The organism is Microbacterium sp. EG9 (genome assembly GCF_059759475.1).
The window spans coordinates 575956-598268 of sequence record NZ_CM186217.1; the positions used below are offsets into that span (position 1 = coordinate 575956).

A 22313-nucleotide genomic window follows, 5' to 3' on the forward strand; every position below is an offset into this window, starting at 1 on the left:
GTCACTGCCCCTTCGACGCGTAGAACGCCTCGACGCCGTCCTTCGCGGGCGCCCACCACGCCTCGTTCCGCTGGTACCAGTCGATCGTCGCGGCGAGCCCCGCCTCGAAGTCGCGGTACTGCGGCGTCCAGCCCAGCTCGGTGCGCAGCTTCGTGGAGTCGATCGCGTAGCGCAGGTCGTGGCCGGCACGGTCTGTCACGTGGTCGTAGGCGTCGGCGGGCTGACCCATGAGCTCGAGGATCAGCTCGACGACGGTCTTGTTGTCCTTCTCGCCGTCAGCGCCGATGAGGTACGTCTCGCCGATGACACCCTTGTCGAGGATCGTGAGCACGGCGGAGGAGTGGTCGTCGGCGTGGATCCAGTCGCGCACGTTCTCGCCCTTGCCGTACAGCTTCGGACGGATGCCGCGGATCACGTTCGTGATCTGGCGCGGGATGAACTTCTCGACGTGCTGGTACGGGCCGTAGTTGTTCGAGCAGTTGCTGATGGTCGCCTGCACGCCGAAGGAGCGCACCCAGGCGCGCACGAGGAGGTCGGAGCCGGCCTTCGTCGACGAGTACGGCGACGAGGGGTTGTAGGGGGTGTTCTCGGTGAACCGTTCCGGATCGTCCAGCTCCAGATCCCCGTAGACCTCATCGGTCGAGATGTGATGCAGACGCGTCCCGTGCTTACGCGCGGCCTCCAGCAGCGTGTACGTGCCGATGATGTTCGTGTCCAGGAACGGACGCGGATCGTTCAGGCTGTTGTCGTTGTGCGATTCCGCGGCGTAGTGCACCACCGCATCCGCCCCGGCGAACAGCTCGTCGACCAGCGCCGCATCGGCGATGTCGCCCTCGACGAACGCGAGCCGGTCCTCGGGGAGCCCGTCCAGCGAGGTCCGGTTTCCGGCGTACGTCAGCTTGTCGAGCACGGTGACGTGGTCGTCGGTGTGCGCGATGACGTGGTGGACGAAGTTGGAGCCGATGAAGCCGGCGCCGCCGGTGACGAGGAGCTTTCGCATCAGGTCAGAATACCGGGGCGAACCCGGGGGAACCGTGTACGTCGCACCCGCCGAGCGCCCCCCCGTGCCGTCTGGGGGCTAGCGGGCGTGCAGGGCGCCGCTGAGCCGCAGAGCCCATCGGACCAGTCGGCTCCGATGCAGGGCCGTGAGCTCGTCGCGTCGTTCCTGCTCGGCTCGGCGGCTCTCGTCCCGTTCTTCGCGCAACCTTGCCACGAGCTCGTCCAGCTCCGCGACGTGGGTGTTCTCGAAGGCGAGACGGTCCAGGGCCTCGCGCCGTTCCCGTTCGAGACCCAGGACACGGCGATCGACCGGCACCATTCGCATCGCCACCTCCCGCTCGAGGTCGATCGTCTCGGGGGAGAAGAGCTCATCGGGCTCCGGGGAGGGCGTCGCGTCGGCGATCCGGCGGTCCTCGATGAACCACCCCTCCCGGGTCCCCTCCGCGAGCGCGTCGGCGGAAGGGTGCCGAGCGATGTACGAGGCGAGCAGAAGCCCGTCCTGCAGACGGCGGTAGTCCCTCATGCCGTGGTGGTTGATGCTCGGGCGCAGGTGCGGAGACGCCTCATAGGCGCGCCCGGCGTTGCTCACCTTGCGCTCGAACTGGGCCCACGAGCGCCAGGGGAAGTGATACACGCGCAGGCCGCGGCCGGGTCCCAGCTCGCCCGTCGGCGGCACGTCGACGAAGTGGTTGCCCTGCGCGACGGTGACGTCCTCGCGGGGGACGAAGGCCACGTCGGGTGTCGCATGCGCGTGGATGCCGAGGGCCTGCATGACCTCGTCGGGGCGCTCGTCGCGGTACAGCAGTCGCTGCAGGCCGCTGCCGGCGACCGCGGGCGCCCCCGTCATGTCGATGACGGGCACCTCGAAGGCCCCGATCGCCGGGTCGATCAGCGCGAGCTCCTCGGCGACGGTGCGCGATGCATCGTGCGCGCACACCCAGAACTCGTCGGCATCCGCGTTGAGGACCCACTGTGCGCCGCGGCGGGCCGCTTCGCGCGACATCGCGGTCACGACCTCGTGCTGCTGTTTGAGATGACGAGGGTCGTGCGCGAGCTCGATCCGACCGGCGCGAGCGAACTCCTCCAGGATCTCGGTCGTCCCGTCGACCGATCCGTTGTCGGTGACGAGGAAGAGATCGATTCCCTGCGCCAGGTGGTGCTCGATCATCGCACCGACGATGTCCGCTTCATCGCGGACCATCATTGTCATCGCAATCATTCTGGATCTCTCGGGATAGAGGGGGTCGCTGTCCTCCTACTCTATGGGCGCGCTCTGGATGGCCGCGCTCCCGGTGGGCGCGCTCCCGGGCTCCGGGCGCGGATGCCGCCGTCACCGGGCATCCAGTCTTCTCACGCGGACCGCCCGTACACTCGAACCTGCTGTCTGTCCGGCAGTCTCGAACAGAAGCAGGTGACATGCTCAAGCGGATCACTCGGCGCGCCGTGCGCCTGGTCGCGGATACCCTCGAAACCGTCTCGTCGAAGGTCGGCGCCCTCGCCACCCTCGTCCGTCTGGGGCCCCGTGCCTTCGCCGCGCACCGCCGGAGCCTGCGCGCGTACGTCGCACCGCGCGGAGCGACCTACGCGAACGGAGTGACGACCTCGTTGACCCCCGCGCGGGCCGAGTATTGGCGTCGTTCGAGGTGGAAGCCGACCGTCATCGTCGTCCACGGTCCCGCGGGACCCGGACTGGCGAAGTGGCTCACCGACACGCGTCGCGCGTTGCGTTCCCACTTCCTGCTGTCGCCGGAGACGGCCGCGGGGCTGACCGTCGTCCCGCCCGGCGTCGACGTCTCCGGGCGATCGGGGGCTCCGGAGATCGAGCTGGCGGCCATCCTCGACTGGATGCACCGCGAGCACCGGCGATGGGACCTCGTCCTCATCGACGCGCGCGAGGGGCTGCTGTCGGTGCCGACGATCTCGCAGCTCCAGCATGCGGCGCACGAGTACCACCGCGATGGGGAGGTGGGCTTCGTCACACCGGCGTTCTCGTCGCCGGCGGGGCTCGCCGCCGGCTACGAGGTCGACCGGCGCGAGGGCGACGTCCTCCCGCGCTGGACGGGCCCGGCCGACCAGGGAAGCGGTGCCATCCCGCGGTACGTGCTGACGGCCGCCGCGCACGGCTTCTACGCGACGTCGGCGGCCATCGACCGCGTCGACATCGCGGGGCGGCACCTGCGGGGACTCGACCTCGACGCACAGGTCGGCATCCTCGTGCGTCGAGGCTGGTCCGGCAACATCCGCACCCTCTGCCTGTCGTCCACGGCGGTCGAGGTGCGCACGGTGCCCGAGCTCACGCTGGTGGGGGAGTCCCGCCGGTGGATCCTCCACCGGGAGGTCCGCGGCGAGGACGGACGCCTGCGCGTGATCTTCGTGCTCAACGCGACGAGCATCAGCGGCGGCATCCGCATCGTCTTCGAGCTGGCCAACGGACTGGCCGACCGCGGGTTCGACGTGGAGATCTGGTCCCTCCAGGAGCACCCGGAGTGGTTCGACCTGCGCGTGCGCGTCGCGACCTACCGCTCTTACGACGACCTCCTGCTGTCGCTGCGCAACGAGGATGCGATCAAGGTCGCGACCTGGTGGGAGACCGCGGACATCGTCTGGTTGGCGACGGCCAACCACGGCGTTCCGGTCTACCTGATCCAGGAGTTCGAGACCTGGTTCTACCCGGACGATCCGGTGGCACGGGCGGCAGTCGTCGCCTCCTACCGACGCGAGATGATCGCCGTCACCGAGGCGACCTATCAGCGTGGGGAGCTCGCCGAGGTCGGCGTCACCGCGACGCTCATCCGCAACGGCTACGACCCCTCGGTCTTCCGCGAACTGCCCGGGTGGCTCCGCGAGAGCGACACCGTGGTCGCGCTGGGACGCTCCTTCTTCCAGAAGAACTTCGCGATGACGGCGCGTGCCTGGCGCTCCCTCCCCGCGCCACGCCCGACCCTCCTCCTGTTCGGCACCGAGCCCGACGTGCTCGTCGACGAGGGTGTCGAGTACGTCGAGCGCCCCAGCGACGCCGAGGTCAACGAGCTCTACAACAGCGCGGCCGTCTTCGTGCAGACGTCGCGGCACGAGGGCTTCTGCCTGCCCATCCTGGAGGCCATGGCGGCCGGAACGCCCGTGGTGACCACGGACTCGCACGGCAACCGGGACTTCTGCATCGACGGGGTCAACTGCGTCATGGTGCCGCAGGACGACGATCGCGCCCTGGCGGAGGCGTTGCGCGCGCTGCTCGCGGACCCCGACGAGCGTGCGCGGCTGGCGAGCGCCGGGCTGGAGACCGCGCAGCGGTATCGGTGGCCGCTGGTGCTCGACGACGTCGCCGACTTCTACCAGCGGGTCGCCGAGGCGGCCTCAGCGGGAGAGCCGTTTGCGGAGTGACCGGTAGAGCGCGCCCAGCGGCGAGCGGGAGACCAGCTCCCGCAGGGCGCTGCGCGGCGCCGGTGCCGGTGGCGTGGCGGTGACCTCCGCGAGGGTCCGCTGCGGCAGCCGCGTCTGCCAGTGGGCCACGGCGTCGATCAGGTCGGAGGTCGTCGACTCCCAACGCCACGTCTCGCGGATGGGGGCGATGTTGGCGCGGATCTGCGCCCGTCGCTGCGGGTCGGCGAGCCGGAGGATCGCGGCTCGTGTCTGCTCGACGTCGCCGTAGCCCACGACTTCGCCCAGGTCGAGCTGATCGATGTAGTCGGCGAACCAGTCGCCTTCGGTGACCAGGCTGGGCAGCGACGCCCAGAAGTGGTCGAGGATGCGGGTGCGGAAGGCGTATCGCGTCTCGAAAGACTCCTTGTGTGCCGAGACCGCGACATCCGCATCGAGCAGGTACCCGGCGCGTTCCGCGGCCGGCACCCAGCCGTCGATGAAGTGCACGCCGTCGTCGAGCACGCCCAGCTCGGCGGCCAGGGTCATGGCCCGCTCGACGTTGCGGGGACGGCCGACGAGAGGGTTCGGATGGGTCGTGCCGTAGAAGACGAGTCGCACCTCGGGATGCTCCTCTCGGACCGCGGCGACGGCCCGGATCGGCGTCTCGGCGTCGAACCAGTCCCAGATGCCGCCGGCCCACAAGAGGATGAGGTCGTCCTCGGCGATCGCGCCCTGCCCGCGCAGCGGGTGCGTCGTCGCGGCGGGTTCGCCGCGCTCCATGCCGAACGGCACGAGGCCGACGATCTCGCCCACGTCGCGACCGTCGAGATTGCTGGGGAGCAGTCCGCCCGACGCCAGCATGTAGCCGATCCAGAAGTCGCGCTGACGCTCGTTCGAGGTGACGAAGTAGCTGCCGGCGGTCATGCAGAGGCGGAAGAAGGAGAGGACGTTGCGGAAGACGTCGTCCATCTGGGGCTGGGTGTCGAAGCCGCCGATGCGGTCGGATCCGATGGCCTCCGCCGGGAGCGCGTTGTAGAGGTCGAAGACGAATCGGCAGCCGGCGGCGACGCCGCGCCGCACGACGTTCTCGTCGGTGATCTGGCAGAAGGCGACGTCGCTGGCCTCCACGAGGGGGACGAGGGCATCGGGGTGGTCGTAGGAGACGATCGCGAACGGTTCGTCCGCGAGGGCGCTGAGCTCGCTCTCCGGTGTGCCGACGGCGAGGGTCACGTCGGCGACGCGCGCGAGCTCCCGCGCGATCGAGACGACGCGGATGCCGGGGCCCGCCATCTGCGTGCCGACGACGTCGGCCGCCACCACCACCATCCGTGGCCGTGCGGGCGTCTCGCGTGCGATGGGTACCATGGAAAACTCCGAAATCATCGAAAAAGAACGCGCCGCCTTATGCCTGACATCCTCAAGAGGATCGCACGTCGTGCCGTCGACGCTCTTCCCCGCAGCGCTCAGGAGCGTGTACGGGAGAAGTGGGCCCGGCGATCCTATTCTCTCAACACGGCGGGCGCCGAGCCCAATCCCGGCATGCGGTCCTGGTTCGACGCGCACGGCCGGCCGGTCAGCATCGTCATCCCCAGCTACAACGACCTCCCGCTGCTGCGCGAGGCGCTGCGCAGCATCGAGGAGACCTGCGCGCACGTCGAGTACGAGGTCATCATCGTCGACGACTTCATCGATGCGGAGGTGTCGGCGCAGCTGATGACGCTGGAGAGCGACACGGTGCGCGTGGTGCTGAAGGACCGACGGCGAGGCTTCGCGGGCACCGTGAACGTCGGCATGGAGCTCGCCCGGCACGACATCGTCCTGCTCAACAGCGACATCGTGGCGCAGCCGGGATGGCTCGAGGCGCTGCAGTACAGCGCGTACGAGATCGATCCGCACATCGGGATGGTCAGCCCGAAGCTCGTCTACCCGACCGGTCGCATCCAGTACGCCGGCACCTACTACGCGAGGCTTCTCGCGCCCCAGTGGTTCGGGCACCTCCACGTCGGCGCACCGGCGATGAAGCCGACGGCGAACGTCCCGGGCTACAACCGGTCGATCTCGGGCGCCTGCGTCTACATCACGCGCGACGCGTACGAGCGGGTCGGGCTCCTGGACGACGAGTACTGGCTGGGGTTCGAGGACGTCGACCTGGGGTTGCGTGCGTGGGCGCGCGGGGTGCGGTGCTACTACCAGCCGGCGGCCATGCTCATCCACCACGAGTCGGCGTCGCGCGGGTACAGTCAGGGTCCGCGTGAGCTGGCGTCGATGCGCAGGTTCTGGCGCCGCTGGCAGGCGGACTTCCTGGCGCGGGAGATGTCCGACGAGGCTCCCGTCACGTTCTTGGTGGGCGACGCCACGGAACCCATGTGGCGACGGTATGTGGACGGCCTCGCCGAGCACCTCCGAGCGGAAGGCCGGCAGTCGCGGGTGATCGACGTGTCGGAGGATCCCGACGAGGACCTCCTGCGCGACCTCGCGGCGACGCCCGGCGTCGTGGTGGTCTGCGACTGGCGTGCGGCGACCACGGGGTGGCTGGCGGGGACGGCGGGATCCCTGCCGATCTACCTGCTCCCCTCGATCGAGAGCATCGCCTACCCGCACGACCCGGCACGCCAGGCCTCGATCATCGCCGGATACCGGCCAGAGTTCGACTACGTCGCACCCAACCGCTGGACCGCGGCGCAGCTCCAGGCCGAGGCGGCCTGGGAGGTGCGCCGCCGCATCGCTCCCGCCGTCGCCCCCGCCGACCTGGCCGACGCGTCGGACGATCTCATCGTGACCCTCGGCGCCGACCCGGCGACGCGCGCCGCGGTGGATGCGATCGGCCGCGCGACCCATCTGCCGGCCGGGGCCCACATCGACGATGTCCGGGCATTGCGGCCCCGCGCCGTGGTCGATCTGCGGGCACACTCCTCGAGCCTCGAGCCCTTCGCCGGGATGTCGATCGGAGCGGCCTACCTCGCCCCTCAGGACGCGCGGCTCAGTCACGAGGTGCTCGACGGGTACAACGCCCTCACCCATCGTCCCGGCGACCTCGCCCAGCTCGCGTCGTCGCTGCGCGATGTCGTGGCGGACGACGACATCTGGCGCGAACTGCGCGCGAACGGGCACGATTCCGCGGCGCGAGCGGCGCGGGCTGCCCAGCACGGATTCGTCGAAGCGGTGCGATCGTATTCGACGAGCCCCGTCTGATCCACCACAATGGGGGACATGCGTGGCATCATTCTCGCCGGCGGCACGGGATCGCGGCTCCACCCGATCACTCTCGGCATCTCGAAGCAACTCGTGCCGGTCTATGACAAGCCGATGATCTACTACCCGCTCTCGACGCTGATCCTTGCGGGCATCCGCGACATCCTCATCATCACGACGCCGCAGGACGCCGGGCAGTTCCAGCGCCTTCTCGGCGACGGATCGCGCTTCGGCGTCTCCATCACCTACACGGCCCAGCCGAGCCCCGACGGTCTGGCGCAGGCGTTCATCCTCGGAGAGGAGCACATCGGCTCCGAGTCGGTGGCTCTCGTGCTCGGCGACAACATCTTCTACGGCCCGGGCATGGGAACGCGACTGCGCCAGTACAGCGAGCTGACCGGCGGGGTCGTCTTCGGGTACTGGGTGGACGACCCGACCGCGTACGGGGTGGTCGAGTTCGACGCCGAAGGCAACGTGGTCTCTCTCGAGGAGAAGCCCGTCGCGCCGAAGAGCAACTATGCGGTGCCCGGACTGTACTTCTACGACAACGACGTGATCGAGATCGCGAAGGGCCTTGCTCCGTCGCCGCGCGGCGAGCTGGAGATCACCGACGTGAACAAGGCGTACCTCGAACGGGAGGCCCTGCGCGTCGAGCTGCTGCCGCGCGGCACCGCGTGGCTCGACACGGGCACCTTCGACTCCCTCAGCGAAGCCACCGATTTCATCCGCACCGTCGAGAAGCGTCAGGGGCTGTCCATCGGGTCGCCCGAAGAGGTCGCCTGGCGGATGGGGTTCCTCTCCGACGACGAGCTGCGCGAGCGGGCCGAGCCTCTCGTCAAGAGCGGCTACGGCGCCTATCTGCTGAAGGTGCTCGAGCAGGGAGCGCGCTGAGTCCCGGTGTCTGCCGACACGCGTGACCCCCTGCCCGCGACACCGGCGCCGCGCCGCGCCGTCGTGTACGCGACGGCCTGCCGCAAGGGGCGCGTCCACGACTACGCGCTGTACGCGCTGGAACGGCTGAGACGCGAGGCCGAGATCCTCGTGGTCGTGCTGGACGGGGCATCCGACGACCTCTCGCGGGCACGAGTGGCCGCCGTCGCCGATGAGGTGGTGCTCTGCGACGACCCCACGGCGACCGCGTCCGCCTTCGCGGACGGGATCGCGCGCGTGGGGGATCGGCTGGACGACGTCGACGAGCTCGTGCTGACCGACGATTCGTGGTTCGGCCCGGTGACGCCCCTCGCGGACGTGTTCGCGCGGATGGCATCGCGCCCGGCCGACTACTGGACGATGACCGACGTGGATCGAGCCCCCCGCGACCTCGAGGGCGTCCGCCCGCCGGAATGGATCGTCCTGCGTCCGGCGGTGCTGTCCTCGCCGTTCTGGCGGCGGCGGGCGGGCGTGCCGGGCGTCGACGGGGTGTCGGCGACCGCGGCCTGGGCGGACGAGCTCCGTGCCGCCGGCTTCTCCGGCGATGTCGCCTTTCCGTCGGCCCGGCGCCGGGCCGACGGCGAGCAGGAGGGCGTCGTGTTCTCTCCCGCGGCTCGTCTCGCGGCGGGCTGTCCGCTCCTGGAGCGGTCGGTGTTCGGCGCGCCGCCGGAGGACCTGGCGCGCCACGGGGTGATCGGGCGTGAGCTGCTCGTCCAGGCGGCGCGTGCCGGCTACCCGGTCGATCTCGTGTGGCCCGCGCTGGTCACGAGCGTCGCCCCCCGGGTCCTGTCCACCAATGCGGCGCTGTTCGAGGTCCTCGGGCACGGCGGCGAGGGGTACGACGCGACGCGGCCGATGCGCATCCTGGTGGCCATGCACGTGTACTACCCCGACAGGGCCCCCGAGCTGATGGCGTACGCCCAGCGCCTGCCGGCCGGGTTCGACGTCATCGTGACGACACCCGACGAGGAGCGGGCGGGTCGCATCCGTCAGGTGCTGGGAGTCACCGAGGGCGCGGCGCAGGTCGAGGTGCGCGTCGTCGACTCCAACGACGGTCGTGACCAGAGCGCCTTCCTGATCGGATGCCGGGAGGAGCTCCGGGCAGACCGCTACGACCTGGTCGTCAAGCTGCACTCCAAGGCGTCGCCCCAGGACGATCCCGGTGTCGCGCGGCACTTCCGCGATCAGCTGCTCGAGAACCTCCTGCCGTCGCGCGGCTACGCCGCGGAGCTCGTCGCACTCTTCCAGCGCGAGAGGACGCTCGGCATCGTCCACCCCCCGATGGTCCACCTCGGCTACCCGACGATGGGTCATGCGTGGTGGGCGAACCGTGACGGCGCGGCGCGCCTCTGCGCCACGCTCGGCATCGACGTGCCCCTGGACGAGGGGTCCCCGATCGCCCCATACGGGTCGATGTTCGTCGCACGCCCGGACGCACTGCGTCCGCTCGTGGACCATGCCTGGCACTACGCCGATTTCGGCGGGGCCGAGGCGTACGTCGACGGCGGGCTGGCGCACGTGCTGGAGCGGCTGCCCGTCCTGGCGGCCGCGGAGCGCGGCTACCATGCACGCGCCGTCGCGACGCCGACGTACACGGCGATCAGTCACACCGCGATCGAGTACCGCCTGGACGCGCTCTCGTCCTCGCTGCCGCCGGACGGCGGCGAGGCGATCGCCTACCTGCGATCGGTCGGCCCCGTGGGCTCGGGACGCTGGCGCGACTTCGCCCGCATGTACCTCCGACGGCATCACCCGCGCGCGGCCGCGCGGCTGCGCCGCTGGGGGATGCCGGTCTGACGCCGTCGCCGCCGCGACCCCGGGCGATCGGTGTCCCGAGCGCGACGACGGCTCGCGTAGAATCTCAAGGATGTCTCAGTCCTCGGATTCTGCGACCGCGCGATACGACCGCCTGGAGCGGACTCCGATGCGGACGATCGGCGCGGCCTCCGGTTTCGGCCTCGGGCGCACGTGGTCGTCGCTGCGCGACCTGCTCGGGCACCGCGAGATGCTGGGCCTGCTGGTGCGCCGTGACCTGAAGTCGCGCTACAAGGACTCCACGCTCGGCTTCTTCTGGTCGCTGGCGCGCCCGCTGCTGCAGCTGGCGATCTACTTCATCGTGGTGGGCCAGTTCCTGCAGGCGGCGCGCGGGATCCCCGATTTCGCCGTGTACATCTTCGCCGGACTCACGGCGATCGGTCTGTTCACGGAGATCACGGTGGGCGCCACGGGCTCGATCCTGGGCAACTCGGGCCTCGTGAAGAAGGTCTACGTGCCGCGCGAGGTGTTCCCGCTCGCCAGCGTGGGATCGGCGCTGTTCAACTTCGGCATCCAGCTCGTGGTGCTGATCGTCGCGACCTTCGTCATCGGCAAGCCGCCGGTGCACCTCCAGCTGCTCTACTTCTTCCCCGCGCTGGCCCTGATCGTGGTGTTCGGCACCGCCCTCGGGCTGCTGTTCAGCGCCCTGAACGTGTACCTGCGAGACGTGCAGTACCTGGTCGAGCTGGGCACGATGCTGCTGTTCTGGGCGAGCCCGGTCGTCTACAGCTGGCAGATGGTGAGCTCGAGCATCCATTCGCCGCTCCTGCTGGATGTCTACACCAACAACCCGCTGACTCTCGCGGTCATCGGCTTCCAGCACGCCTTCTGGGTCGCGGGGGACGGCGTCCCTCAGCCCGACGGCCTCCTGCTGCGCATGGCGATCGCGCTGGTGGTCGGGCTGGCCCTGCTCTTCGTCAGCCACCGCGTGTTCCTGCGGTTGCAGGGCAACTTCGCCCAGGAGATGTGAACAAGATGTCGTCAGTCGTCGATACGCCCGTCGTGGTCCGGGTGGCCGAGGTGTCCAAACGCTTCACGGTCCGCAAGGACTCGTCGATCAAGGAGCGCATCGTCACGCTCGGTCGGGCGGGACGGCGTCACCGCGAGGACTTCTGGGCGCTGCGCGATGTCAGTCTCGACATCCACGCCGGCACGACGATCGGTCTCATCGGGCACAACGGTTCGGGCAAGAGCACGCTTCTCAAGGTGATCGGCGGGATCATCGACCCGACGGCGGGCGAGGTGAGCCAGCGGGGACGTCTGGCAGCGCTGCTCGAGCTCGGCGCGGGCTTCCACCCCGATCTGACCGGTCGGGAGAACGTCTACCTCAACGCGTCGGTGCTCGGCCTCAGCAGGGAGGAGACGGACGAGAAGTTCGACGACATCGTCCAGTTCTCCGGCATCGCCGACTTCATCGACACCCAGGTGAAGTTCTACTCGTCCGGCATGTACGTGCGGCTCGCGTTCGCGGTGGCGGTGCACACCGATCCCGACATCCTCCTCGTCGACGAGGTGCTCGCCGTCGGCGACGAGGCCTTCCAGCGCAAGTGCCTCGACAAGATCCGCAGCTTCCAGGAGCAGGGGCGGACCATCATCATCGTCAGCCATTCCCTCGGGCAGATCACGGAGCTGTGCGATCGAGCGGTGCTGCTGAACCGTGGCGAGATCGTCTACGACGGCGACCCGCCGGGTGCCGTGGCCGCGTTCCGCGACATCCTCGAGACCCGCCGCCTCGCGGAGCGCAGCGAGACGGAGGAGCCGGCGACGCCGGAGGGCGTCGTCGTCGGCACCCAGGCCGTCGTCGTGGGTGCGGCCCCCGGCAGCCCGCTGCGATTCGGCGGCGACCTGGAGATCACCGCACACGTGCGTTCGACCGATCGGCTCGAGGACTGGCTGTGCGCCATCCAGATCGACAACACCCTCGGTCAGAAGGTGATGGGCACCGACACGCGCCGGTTGGGCATGGAGCTGCCCCCGCTGCGGGGCGACGCCTCGGTGACCTTCGTCCTGAAGGGGACCACCTTCGGCGAGGGCAAGTACTTCGTCAACACGTCTTTCATGGACTCCGCCAGCCGGCACATCCACGATCTGCCCCAGGCGGCGAGTTTCGACGCGGAACCCTACGCGCGCACCACCGGTGTGCTCCGTGTCGACGACGCGGCCGTGCAGGTGCGATTCAACGCCGACGAGCAGTGATCGCGGCGGCGCGCGCCGCCGCGATCAGCGTGCGGGCGCGCGCATCGAAGGAGTGCCGTTCGCGGACCCGCCGGGTCAGGGCGAGCCGCTCCGACTCCGACGGCCAGCCTTCGCCGCGCAGCAGCGCCTCGAGCTCTTCGGTCGTCGTGTACGACTGAACCAGCCCTCCGAAGACCTCCTCGGCGCCGGGCACGCGGTCGGAGATGATCCGCGCGCCGACGAATGCGGCGTCGAACAGGCGGTTCGAGACGAACCCGTGGGCGCGCATGTCCTCCCAGTGGTCGTTGAGCACGATGCCGGCGCTCCGATAGGCGGCCGGCACCCGGGCGAACTCGAGGTGGTCGGCGCGGATATAGGAGGAGTCGACGAACTCCTCCCAGTTGTGCCCGTAGATCGCGACCTTCGCTCCGGCCGCGATCGCATCCCGGATCACCGGCCTTTCCACTCCGCGGGTCGTGCCGACGAACACGACCTCTTCGCGCAGGTCGGGATCGGGGGGTCCGGGCTGGAACCGGCGCGGCGACGACGCCTGGAGGAGGGGCTCGGCCCCCCAGCTCGCGCTGCGCGCATAGGAGTCGCTGGCGACGAAGACGCGGTCCCAGGGGAGGGCGATCTCCTCGTCCGCGACGTCGTCCGGGTGGCTGATGACCCACAGCAGATTGATCGACGCGGGCTCCGGGGCGATGCGGTGGAGGCCGCGGAGCACGAGGGTGACGTCGGCGGGTGCCTGCGCGGGTGCGCCGAGGCGGTCGATGCGCACGTTCTGCCCCGCGGCGCTCAGCGCCTCGGCCAGATCGGCGGCGAACGCCATGTCGCCCCAGCGTGCGGCGCTCGCGTCGTCGGGAGCGCTGATCTTGATGGCCCAGGTCAAGGTCCCCGCCTCGAAGCGCCGGAGGCGTGCCGTCCGGGCGCGCCACCGCCGCACCGTGCCGACCGGGTCGGTGACGAGGCGTCTCGCGCGACCGGCGAAGCTCGACGCGCGGGATCGGGCCGGGGGACCGTCCGTACTCATCCCCCGATGATAAGGCGGTCGCTCGCGGCATCCGCCCAGGGTGCGCGTTGATAATGTGGAGGTCTTGGGTCCGGCGGGTCGAGCCGATCGGCGGGGAGGGATCGGCGTGAGTGCACCGGAGTCACGCATCGACGCGGCGCGCCGCGCGGTGACGGATGTCCGCGAGAGGTGGAGCGCCTGGTGCGCGCCCACGCCCGTGGGCCTGCCCGCGACCCATCTCCTGATCGGCGGGCTGGCCATCCTGGCGGTGGTGTTCCTCGCCCTCGTCGCGACATCCATCAACGGGACGTCCTCCGGCGCGTTCTTCCCGATGGTGTCCTCGGGCAGCGACCCCGCCTTGCTGTTCGGACACCCCAACACGATCCGCACCGACGAGTGGAACGTCCAGACGGTGTGGGCGATCGCCCAGGTCGAGCAGGGCCTGCCCGCGATCAACGGCACGTTCCCCGGCGGCATGGACACGAGCCTGCCGCAGGACCTGCCGCGGGTCGACTGGAGCGTCGTCTTCCGCCCCCACCTGTGGGGATTCCTCGTGTTCGACGTCGGGCACGCGCAGGCGTGGAAGTGGTGGCTGCCGGTCTTCGGTGTCGCTGCGGCCGCTTATGCCTTCGTCCTGACGGTGCTCCCGCGGCGTCCCCTCACCGCGCTGAGCGTCGCGGTCGCCTTCGCGGCCAGCCCGTTCTTCGCCTGGTGGCTGCTGCAGACCACGCTGTGGCCCGTCGCGTGGGGGTTGCTGGTACTCACCGCCGCCTTCTGGGTGACGAGATCGCGCACGCGGCGGAGCCTGTGGACCTTCGGGATCCTCATCGGGTACCTGACGGTGGTGGTCGCGATGGGGATCTACGTCCCCTTCATCATCCCCGTCGCGCTCGTCGTGGCGGCGGTGGTCGTCGGTGTCGCGATCGAGGCCGCGCCCCGGATCGGCTGGGCGTCCGTGCTGCGCCGCCTCGGGGTCGTCCTCGGTGCGGGCGTCGCGGCGGCGGGCGTGCTCGTCGTCTGGCTTCTCACGCGGTGGGGGACCGTCTCCGCCTTCCTCTCCACGGCCTACCCGGGCGAACGGCTCGAGCAGACCGGCCACGGCGCGAACCCGGAGGCGGTCGCCGCACTGTTCGGCTCCTCCTTCACCAATGCGCTGCGCCGGGCGGGACGCTTCATCGACCCGAACGCGTCGGAGTCGGCGACCTTCTTCCTGCCCGGCCTGTTCCTGGGCGTGGTCGTGCTCTGGCTCGTCGTCCGCGAGCGACGGAAGGGTCGGCCCACGCCGTGGGCGCTCCTGCTCGGCTACGTCGCGTTGCTGGTGCTGCTCGCGTTCGCCTTCATCCCCGGCTGGGATGCCGTCGCCCACCTGCTCCTGCTCGATCGCACCACGCTGGGGCGGATCAGGATCGGGCTGGGGTTCGGCTCGCTCGTCGTCCTCGTCCTGCTGATGGCGCGGGTGACGCCCGCCGCGCGCCCCGGCTGGGTCGTCTCGGCGATCGGCCCCGCCGTGTTCCTCCTGTCGCAGGTCGGGATCGCCGTCGCCGTGGGCCTGCGCGCCCCCGACCTCCTCGCCGCCGCGGGCGTGTGGTGGGCGTATGCCGCGGTCGGCGCGATCGTCATCCTGGCGGTGGCCCGGGGGTGGCGGACGATCGCCGCCGCGGGGATGCTCGTGCTCTCCGTCGTCGCGTCGTACAACATCAACCCCCTCTATCTGGGCGTTTTCGATCTGCGCACGACCGCGCCCGCGCAGGCCATCGAGGAGCTCGACGACGCGCACGCCGGCACCTGGGTCGGCGTCGGGGGCAAGGTCGTGACGGCTCTTCTGCTGGAGAGCGGCGCCACCGCGTTCAACGGGTTCCAGGGCGCTCCGGGGCGCGAGATGTGGGACGCCATCGATCCCTCGGGCAGCTACGAGTACCAGTGGAACCGCCTCGCCGGCGTGTCGTGGGTGCCGGGCGACGGGGAGCCCGTGGTGAGCAACCCCTACCCCGACCAGATCGAGGTCACCTTCGACGCCTGCTCCACCTTCGCGCAGGAGCACGTCACCTATGTCCTCTCGGATGCCGCGTCCGACGAGTCGAGCGCATGCCTCACGGCGGTGCGTTCCTTCGATCTTCCCGACGGTGCTCTGACCATCTCGAAGGTGGTGCCGCGGCCCTGACGGCGATCAGCGCCCGGCGGCGTACGCCAGGAGTCCGCGGGCACCGTGGAGGTCGCCGGCGCGCAGGGCGGGCAGGAGCTGCGTCGCGGCGTTGATGCGGCTGGACAGATGCCGACGCGCGGCCCGCGCCGCGCGGTGCCATCCCTCGTCGTCGAACGTCTCGGCCTCGCTGAGGAAGAACGCGCGCTCCTCCCGGAAGCGCGTTCCGTCGACGGCCTGCCACGAGGACACGCTGCCGCGGTGGCGGCGGTAGTGGAAGACGACCTCGTCGTCGAGGACGAGAGTGCGCCCCGCCCGGCAGACGTCGAGCGCCAGCGCGAGGTCCTGCACGATTTGGTAGCCGGGGCGGAACCCCATCCCGCGGACCGTCGGTCCGTGCCACGCCAGCGCAGGGAAGTTCATCCAGTTGCCGCGGGTGATGCTGACCGCCAGCTCTTCGCCGCCGAGCACCCGCGGGCGCGGGCCCCGCGGGCGGTAGAAGGCCTTCGCCGTGTCGACGATCGTGCGCGCCGGGGCGCCGTCGGCGTCGATGACGTCGGTTCCCGGGTGGATGATGCCGGCGTCGGGGAACTGTGCGGTGAGCTCGGCCACGCGGCGGACGTAGTTCGGCTGCATGAGGTCGTCGCAGCCGAACACGCTCACCCAGGTCGCCGTCGACAGATCGAGGCATTCCTGGAACGTGCGGTTGATGCCCTGGTTCACCTCGTGGCGCCGGTACTCCACGCGGGGATCCGAGATCTGGCGCGCCCAGGCCCCCGGAGCGGGGTCGGGATAGGCGTCATCGATGATCACGAGCCGCCACTGATCGCTGTCCTGCTGAAGGACGCTCGTCACCGCGGCGCGGAAGTGATCCTCGCGACCGTAGAACGGCAACATGATGTCGAGCACGTGGTGTCCCTCATTCCCCGCGGCGGACGCGCGCGGTCGAACGATAGTATTCCCTCTCATGGGACGACGTGATTCGGCGCTCGTCGACTCGGTGATCTCGACGGTGGGCCTCCTGGCGCAGGGAGTGTCCCGATTCGCGTACACGGCCGTCGTCGGCAGGGTGCTGGGCGCCGACAGCCTGGCCGCCGTCAACGTGGGCTTCGCCGTGGCGATCCTCCTCTCGCTGCTGTGGCCGACGGCGGCGGGAAACGCCGCCGCCGCCTTCGGCCGTGCCGATCGCCCCGGGGTCCTGCGTGCGCTGCGGCGTTCCCTCGCGCTCTCGCTGATCCCGTTGGGGCTGGGGGCCGGGGTCGCGATGCTGCTGCTGGGCGGCGGCGCGGCCGCGGCCGTTCAGGCCGTCGGCCTGACGGCGGCGTGGTCGGCCTACATCTTCGCGCGGGGCATGCTGATCGGTGTCGGCAAGCTCCGATCGGCGGCCGTGTGGGACGTCGTGTCCGGCATCGTCGCCCTCCTGGCGCTCGCCGTCTTCCTCTCCGTCGGGTGGCGGGAGTGGGCGCTCGTCCCGGCCGTCCTCGGCTACCTCGTCTTCGCGGTGGCCGCCGTCGTCGCGGTCCGCCCCGGCGAGGCCGCTTCGGGCAGCGACGATCGAACCGCCGTGCCGCTCGTGTCGTTCATCGCGTGGAGCTCTCTGGCGCTGTTGGCGACGAACGGGCTCATGCAGGTGTCGATGGTCGTGGCGACGGCGCTCGACACGCCCGGGGCGGCAGGCCAGTTCGCCGCGGCCCTCGCCCTCGCGACGCCCGCGTCGATGGTCGCCCAGGCCGTGACGCAGGCGATGCTTCCGCGCTTCGGGCGGTGGTCCGCGCTCCCCGCCGCCGAGCGGCTGGGCGCGGTGCGTCGGGCCACGGTTGCGTTGTCTGCGGTGATGGCGGCCGGATGCGCGATCGTCGCCGCGTTGCTGCCCGTGGTGCTGCCCCTCGTCTACGGCTCCGCCTTCGTCCCGGCGGTCCCCCTGGCACAAGGCCTGATGGTCGCGGTCTGGGGGTTCTCGGTGTCGGTCTTCCTCGCCGCCTTCCTCGCCACCGACGGCCGGGCCCGGACGGCGACGGTCTGCAGCGGCGTCGGATCCGTCGTGGGGCTCCTCACGATGGTCGTCGTGGGAGCTGCCGCCGGCGGAAGCGTCGGGGCGGTCGTCGGAACGGGCGGCGGGATGTCGCTGACCGTGCTGCTGCTCGCGATCGTCGCGCTGCGCCCCGCCGGGCACAGCAGATCCTCTGCGGCTTCCGGGTAGACTCCCGTGGTTGCCCCAAACCCGAGAGCGATGATGAACGCGACTGACGACGTCGAGCTGACGATCCTTATGCCCTGCCTCAACGAGGCCGAAACTCTCGCGACGTGCGTCGACAAGGCGAAGGGGTACCTGCAGACCTCCGGCGTCCACGGAGAGGTGCTCATCGCCGACAACGGCAGCACCGACGGATCGCAGCAGATCGCCGTCGATCACGGCGCCCGCGTCGTCGACATCCCGGTCAAGGGCTACGGGGCCGCGCTGATCGGCGGCATGGAGGCGGCCAACGGACGCTACGTCATCATGGGCGACGCGGATGACAGCTACGACTTCACGGCGCTCGACCCCTTCGTGGAGCGCCTGCGCGCCGGCGATGACCTCGTCATGGGAAACAGGTTCCTCGGCGGCATCGAGCCGGGCGCGATGCCCCCGCTGCACAAGTACCTCGGAAACCCGGTCCTGACGTGGATCGGTCGGATGCTGTTCCGTTCGCCGATCCGCGACTTCCACTGCGGTCTGCGCGGCTACAACCGACGCGCGATGCTCGGGCTCGAGCTCAAGACCACCGGCATGGAGTTCGCCAGCGAGATGGTGGTCAAGTCCACTCTGGCCGGACTCCAGGTGAGCGAGGTGCCGACGACGCTGAGCAAGGACGGCCGCAGCCGGCCGCCGCACCTGCGCAGCTGGCGCGACGGGTGGCGCCACCTCCGGTTCCTGCTGATCTTCAGCCCCCGCTGGCTGTTCCTCGTGCCTGGGCTGATCGCGCTCGTGCTGGGCGCCGTCGGCTCCCTGCTCCTTCTCTTCGGCCCGACCCGCATCGGCGGCGTCGGGTTCGACGTGGCCAGCCAGGTCTACCTGTCCGCACTGGCCGTCGTCGGCTATCAGGGCGTCCTCTTCGCGATCCTGACCAAGCTGTACGCGGAACGCGAAGGGTTCCGGCTTCCCCGCAGCCGCAGCTTCGCCTGGTTCGCTCAACGGGCATCCCTCGAGTCCTTCTCGCTCGTGGGATCGGCCGCGCTGCTCATCGGGATCGTGGTCCTCGTCATCCAGTTCGTCTCGTGGGGGCAGTCCGGTTTCGGCGCCCTCGATCCTCAGGCCACGCTGCGTGTCGCGGTGCCCGCCTCGATGCTGATGGTGCTCGGCGCCCAGACGATCATGACGGGGATGTTCATCGGCATCCTCACCATCCCCACCCGGTCGTGACACGGTGGCCGCGGCTCCCGTAGCACCCGGCGACTCTCGCTCCGTCGCGGGAGTGGTGCTGCTCTTCCTCCCCGACCCGGTGACCGAGGAGAACGTGAGGGCGCTGCGCGCGCAGACGGACCACGTCTACATCGTCGACAACTCACCCGACGACCCGTCGAGCGCCCGTGTGCGCGCGGCGCTCCACGAGGATCCGCGGGTGAGCTGGCTTCCACAGCACGCGAACCGTGGGGTCGCCGCCGGCTTCAACGCCGGCATGCGCGCGGCCATCGCCGCGGGGTACGACGAGGTCGTGGTCTTCGACCAGGACAGCACGATCACCCCGGGGTTCATCGAGACGCTGACGCGCGCGCGGTCGAGGGTGCCGGAGGCCGGAGTGATCGGTCCGTCGCTGCGCTCGGCGGCGACCGGGATCATCTATCGCCCCGAGCGCGGCGTCGGAGTCGAGGAGAAGGACGTCCTCATCAGCTCGGGCTCGTCGTTCAGCCGCGCGCTGCTGGAGCGCATCGGGCTTCACGACGAGCCGCTGTTCATCGACTACGTCGACCACGACATCTGCTTGCGTGCGCGACGAGCGGGCTATCGCAACCTGAAGGTCTACGACGCGGTCCTCGACCACCGGTTCGGCGACTCCGCGCCCACCACGCTGTTCGGTCGCCGCGTGTACCTGGCCAACTACTCGCTCACCCGGATCTTCCATGCGACCCGCAATCGTGTCATCGTCACACGCCGGTACGGGTTCGGGCGATGGTTCTGGGAAGACCTGTGGTTCACGACCAAAGCGTGGGTCAAGCTCCTCCTGCTCGAGGACCACCGGAGGGCCAAGATCCGCGAGGCCGGGCGCGGGGTGATCGCCGGTCTTCGCTACCCGGCGCGCGAGAGGAGATGGTGATGGACCTTCTTGTCGTCGGTTCGGGGTTCTTCGGTCTCACGGTCGCCGAACGCGCCGCGGCCGCGGGGCGGAAGGTGACCGTCATCGACCGCCGCCACCACATCGGCGGGAACGCGTACAGCGAGGACGAGGCGACCACCGGGATCGAGGTGCACCGCTACGGGGCGCATCTCTTCCACACGTCGAACGCGACCGTGTGGGAGTACGTCAACCGCTTCACGACGTTCACCGACTACGTCCACCGCGTGTACACGAACCACCGGGGCGTGGTGTACCCGCTTCCGATCAATCTGGGCACGATCAACCAGTTCTTCCAGGCGGCGTACACGCCCGATCAGGCGCGAGAGCTGGTGCACGAGCTCGCGGGCGAGTTCGATCCGAAGGCCGCGCAGAACCTGGAGGAGCGTGCGATCGGTCTCATCGGACGCCCGCTGTACGAGGCCTTCATCCGCGACTACACGGCCAAACAGTGGCAGACCGACCCGCACGAGCTGCCGGCCGAGATCATCAGTCGTCTGCCGGTCCGGTACACGTACGACAACCGCTACTTCAACGACACCTGGGAGGGCCTTCCCACCGACGGGTACACGGCCTGGCTCGAGCGGATGGCCGATCACCCCAACATCGACGTGAAGCTGTCGACGGACTACTTCGATGACACACAGCCGTGGAGCAAGAGGGCCACCGTGGGCCAGCTGCCGGTCGTGTACACGGGACCGGTCGACCGGTACTTCGACGACGCGGAGGGGGCGTTGGCGTGGCGGACGCTCGACTTCGAGGAAGAAGTGCTCGACATCGGCGACTTCCAGGGCACGAGCGTCATGAACTACGCGGATGCCGAGGTGCCCTACACCCGCATCCACGAGTTCAAGCACTTCCACCCGGAGCGCGCGGCCCGGTACCCGACGGACAAGACCGTGATCATGCGGGAGTTCTCGCGATTCGCGACACGTGACGACGAGCCCTACTACCCCGTGAACACGCCCGACGATCGCGCGAGGCTGCTCGCCTATCGCGACCTCGCCAAGGGGGAGAAGGACGTGCACTTCGGGGGCCGTCTCGGAACCTACCAGTACCTCGACATGCACATGGCCATCGGATCGGCCCTGTCTCTGTGGAACAACCATCTCGCGTAGCGGAGACCACGGAGCAGTCAGAGACACGCGGAGCAGAACGACAAGATGACGACGACGGTGGTCTTGGGGACCGTCAGATGGAGTGACCGTCCGTGGTGGCGGGCCGGTGCGGTCGGGGGAGCGGTGTGGCTGGCATCGCGCGTCTTCGTGACCTCGATCGCCATGATCGCGCTGTGGATCGAGACCGACTCCGCGTTCGGCGCCGCCTCGCCCGCGATGCTCCTGCACCGTTGGGACTCGGGATGGTTCCGCACGATCGCGGAGCGGGGCTACGCCGCGGACGGTGCGATCGAGTCCTACGCCTTCTTCCCGGGATATCCGCTCGCGGCCGGAGCCGTCGCCTGGGTGCTGGGACCCTTCTCGGCGAACCCGGTGCCGCGGGCGATGGCCCTCGTGGCTGCGCTGGGCGGCCTGATCGCCTGCATCCTGCTCTGGCGTCTCAGCATCCGGCTGGGTGGGACCTCGCGCACCGCGACCGCCGCGGTCGTCCTGTTCGCCTTCGGGCCCTACGCGGTCTTCCTGCACGCCTCCTACTCGGAGTCCCTGTTCCTGGCCGCCGCGCTCGCGGCCTGGTACGCCGGCAGCACCGAACGCTGGTGGTGGGCGGGCGCCTTCGCCGCGTGCGCCGGCTTCACACGAGCCAACGGCCTCTTCCTCGTCGCCGCGCTCCTGGTGATGTTCGTCGTCCAGGCTCGCCGCACCGGGCGGAAGGTCCTTCGCCACGACCTCTGCGGCGTCGCGCTGGGCGCGGCGGGCGTCGCCGCCTACCTCGCGTGGCTGTGGCTGCAGACCGGGCACATCGACGCGTGGTGGCGCGCCCAGCGTGCCGGGTGGGATCGCGCCACGCTCTTTCCCTGGGATTCGCTGAGCGCGACAGTCCGTGCCATGCTGGCGCCCTCGGGCACCCAGGCGCAGCCGCAGTTCCTGATGGATATCGTCTTCGGGGTTCTCATCCTCATCTTCGCGGCGTGGCTGGCCTGGCGTCGAGACTGGGCGCAGTTCGCTTTCGTCGGTCTCACCGCAGCCTCGCTCATGACGAGCAACTCGTGGCTGTCGCTGGCCCGCAACAGCACGACCCTCTTCCCGATCCCGCTGGTCGTCGGCCGGGGCGCCGATCGACGCGGATGGCGGTTCTGGGTCTTCATCGCGGTGCTCGGGGCTTCGACCGCCCTCCTGTGGTTCAACACGTTCCAGTTCGCCCTCGGGCGCTGGGCCGACTGACCTCGCGGCCCGCGAACCGGGCGTGACCGCTCGGTCAGCGC

17 protein-coding genes are annotated in these 22313 nt (G+C 70.0%); 12 read left to right on the top strand and 5 right to left on the bottom strand.

Annotated features, from left to right (window positions below; translation table 11 throughout):
* Position 1: 1 nt before the first annotated feature.
* Together rfbB and AC6CQV_RS02525 are read right to left on the bottom strand one after the other, a co-directional pair.
* Positions 2 to 1000 (bottom strand): dTDP-glucose 4,6-dehydratase, encoded by a 999-nt coding sequence (rfbB, locus tag AC6CQV_RS02520; protein ID WP_498260164.1) that lies wholly within the window; start codon positions 998 to 1000, stop codon positions 2 to 4.
* A 78-nt stretch (positions 1001 to 1078) separates the two neighbouring features.
* The gene (locus AC6CQV_RS02525; protein WP_498260165.1) at positions 1079 to 2209 is read right to left on the bottom strand and encodes a glycosyltransferase family 2 protein; all 1131 of its coding nucleotides are present in this window, start codon (positions 2207 to 2209) and stop codon (positions 1079 to 1081) included.
* A 206-nt stretch (positions 2210 to 2415) separates the two neighbouring features.
* On the opposite strand from AC6CQV_RS02525, the gene AC6CQV_RS02530 reads away from it, so the two are divergent.
* On the top strand, positions 2416 to 4380 hold the full coding sequence (locus tag AC6CQV_RS02530) for a glycosyltransferase family 4 protein (protein WP_498260166.1): 1965 nt from the start codon (positions 2416 to 2418) through the stop codon (positions 4378 to 4380).
* On the opposite strand, the gene AC6CQV_RS02535 is transcribed toward AC6CQV_RS02530, so the two are convergent.
* Entirely contained in the window at positions 4354 to 5724 is a 1371-nt protein-coding gene (locus AC6CQV_RS02535) for a glycosyltransferase (protein ID WP_498260167.1), read from the bottom strand. The two genes, AC6CQV_RS02530 and AC6CQV_RS02535, sit on opposite strands and share 27 nt — an antisense overlap.
* A 174-nt stretch (positions 5725 to 5898) precedes the next feature.
* Between AC6CQV_RS02535 and AC6CQV_RS02540 the strand changes: the two genes are divergently transcribed.
* From AC6CQV_RS02540 to AC6CQV_RS02560, 5 genes are all read left to right on the top strand, one after another.
* Positions 5899 to 7551 carry a glycosyltransferase family 2 protein gene (locus AC6CQV_RS02540; RefSeq protein WP_498260168.1) on the top strand — a complete coding sequence of 551 codons (1653 nt, stop codon included), beginning with the start codon at positions 5899 to 5901 and terminating at the stop codon, positions 7549 to 7551.
* Between the two features lie 18 nt (positions 7552 to 7569).
* The gene (gene rfbA, locus AC6CQV_RS02545; RefSeq protein ID WP_112932593.1) at positions 7570 to 8442 is read left to right on the top strand and encodes a glucose-1-phosphate thymidylyltransferase RfbA; all 873 of its coding nucleotides are present in this window, start codon (positions 7570 to 7572) and stop codon (positions 8440 to 8442) included.
* A gap of 6 nt (positions 8443 to 8448) precedes the next feature.
* Positions 8449 to 10278: a rhamnan synthesis F family protein gene (locus AC6CQV_RS02550; protein WP_498260169.1), complete on the top strand. Its 1830-nt coding sequence runs from the start codon at positions 8449 to 8451 to the stop codon at positions 10276 to 10278.
* Between the two features lie 70 nt (positions 10279 to 10348).
* Positions 10349 to 11266: an ABC transporter permease gene (locus tag AC6CQV_RS02555; RefSeq protein ID WP_498260170.1), complete on the top strand. Its 918-nt coding sequence runs from the start codon at positions 10349 to 10351 to the stop codon at positions 11264 to 11266.
* A 5-nt stretch (positions 11267 to 11271) separates the two neighbouring features.
* On the top strand, positions 11272 to 12492 hold the full coding sequence (locus AC6CQV_RS02560; protein ID WP_112932977.1) for an ABC transporter ATP-binding protein: 1221 nt from the start codon (positions 11272 to 11274) through the stop codon (positions 12490 to 12492).
* Here the strand turns inward: AC6CQV_RS02560 and AC6CQV_RS02565 are convergent.
* A complete protein-coding gene (locus tag AC6CQV_RS02565) occupies positions 12473 to 13504 on the bottom strand; it encodes a glycosyltransferase family protein (protein ID WP_498260171.1) in 1032 nt (343 codons plus the stop codon). The two genes, AC6CQV_RS02560 and AC6CQV_RS02565, sit on opposite strands and share 20 nt — an antisense overlap.
* Before the next feature lie 106 nt (positions 13505 to 13610).
* Here AC6CQV_RS02565 and AC6CQV_RS02570 point away from each other — a divergent pair, with 106 nt between their 5' ends.
* A complete protein-coding gene (locus tag AC6CQV_RS02570; protein WP_498260172.1) occupies positions 13611 to 15644 on the top strand; it encodes a DUF7657 domain-containing protein in 2034 nt (677 codons plus the stop codon).
* 6 nt (positions 15645 to 15650) lie between these two features.
* Here AC6CQV_RS02570 and AC6CQV_RS02575 read toward each other — a convergent pair whose 3' ends face one another.
* Positions 15651 to 16532 (bottom strand): glycosyltransferase family 2 protein, encoded by an 882-nt coding sequence (locus AC6CQV_RS02575; protein WP_498260173.1) that lies wholly within the window; start codon positions 16530 to 16532, stop codon positions 15651 to 15653.
* Positions 16533 to 16590: 58 nt separating this feature from the next.
* On the opposite strand from AC6CQV_RS02575, the gene AC6CQV_RS02580 reads away from it, so the two are divergent.
* The 5 genes from AC6CQV_RS02580 to AC6CQV_RS02600 are packed head-to-tail and all read left to right on the top strand — an operon-like array spanning position 16591 to position 22272.
* A complete protein-coding gene (locus tag AC6CQV_RS02580) occupies positions 16591 to 17823 on the top strand; it encodes a lipopolysaccharide biosynthesis protein (RefSeq protein ID WP_498260174.1) in 1233 nt (410 codons plus the stop codon).
* Between the two features lie 30 nt (positions 17824 to 17853).
* Positions 17854 to 19023, top strand: coding sequence for a glycosyltransferase family 2 protein (locus AC6CQV_RS02585; RefSeq protein ID WP_498260175.1), 1170 nt, complete (start codon positions 17854 to 17856; stop codon positions 19021 to 19023).
* Between the two features lie 4 nt (positions 19024 to 19027).
* Positions 19028 to 19915 carry a glycosyltransferase gene (locus tag AC6CQV_RS02590; protein WP_498260176.1) on the top strand — a complete coding sequence of 296 codons (888 nt, stop codon included), beginning with the start codon at positions 19028 to 19030 and terminating at the stop codon, positions 19913 to 19915.
* Positions 19915 to 21051: a UDP-galactopyranose mutase gene (glf, locus tag AC6CQV_RS02595; RefSeq protein WP_498260177.1), complete on the top strand. Its 1137-nt coding sequence runs from the start codon at positions 19915 to 19917 to the stop codon at positions 21049 to 21051. Before AC6CQV_RS02590 ends, glf begins: the two co-directional genes overlap by 1 nt.
* 45 nt (positions 21052 to 21096) lie before the next feature.
* Positions 21097 to 22272, top strand: a complete 1176-nt coding sequence (locus AC6CQV_RS02600; RefSeq protein ID WP_498260178.1) for a mannosyltransferase family protein — start codon at positions 21097 to 21099, stop codon at positions 22270 to 22272.
* Positions 22273 to 22313: the final 41 nt, after the last annotated feature.

Excerpts from the sequence above, each read along its gene's own strand:
- rfbB (WP_498260164.1), bottom strand. The coding sequence starts at position 1,000 with ATGCGAAAGCTCCTCGTCACCGGCGGCGCCGGCTTCATCGGCTCCAAC.
- AC6CQV_RS02525 (WP_498260165.1), bottom strand. The coding sequence starts at position 2,209 with ATGACAATGATGGTCCGCGATGAAGCGGACATCGTCGGTGCGATGATC.
- AC6CQV_RS02530 (WP_498260166.1), top strand. The coding sequence starts at position 2,416 with ATGCTCAAGCGGATCACTCGGCGCGCCGTGCGCCTGGTCGCGGATACC.
- AC6CQV_RS02535 (WP_498260167.1), bottom strand. The coding sequence starts at position 5,724 with ATGGTACCCATCGCACGCGAGACGCCCGCACGGCCACGGATGGTGGTG.
- AC6CQV_RS02540 (WP_498260168.1), top strand. The coding sequence starts at position 5,899 with ATGCGGTCCTGGTTCGACGCGCACGGCCGGCCGGTCAGCATCGTCATC.
- rfbA (WP_112932593.1), top strand. The coding sequence starts at position 7,570 with ATGCGTGGCATCATTCTCGCCGGCGGCACGGGATCGCGGCTCCACCCG.
- AC6CQV_RS02555 (WP_498260170.1), top strand. The coding sequence starts at position 10,349 with ATGTCTCAGTCCTCGGATTCTGCGACCGCGCGATACGACCGCCTGGAG.
- AC6CQV_RS02560 (WP_112932977.1), top strand. The coding sequence starts at position 11,272 with ATGTCGTCAGTCGTCGATACGCCCGTCGTGGTCCGGGTGGCCGAGGTG.
- AC6CQV_RS02565 (WP_498260171.1), bottom strand. The coding sequence starts at position 13,504 with ATGAGTACGGACGGTCCCCCGGCCCGATCCCGCGCGTCGAGCTTCGCC.
- AC6CQV_RS02580 (WP_498260174.1), top strand. The coding sequence starts at position 16,591 with ATGGGACGACGTGATTCGGCGCTCGTCGACTCGGTGATCTCGACGGTG.
- AC6CQV_RS02585 (WP_498260175.1), top strand. The coding sequence starts at position 17,854 with ATGATGAACGCGACTGACGACGTCGAGCTGACGATCCTTATGCCCTGC.
- glf (WP_498260177.1), top strand. The coding sequence starts at position 19,915 with ATGGACCTTCTTGTCGTCGGTTCGGGGTTCTTCGGTCTCACGGTCGCC.
- AC6CQV_RS02600 (WP_498260178.1), top strand. The coding sequence starts at position 21,097 with ATGACGACGACGGTGGTCTTGGGGACCGTCAGATGGAGTGACCGTCCG.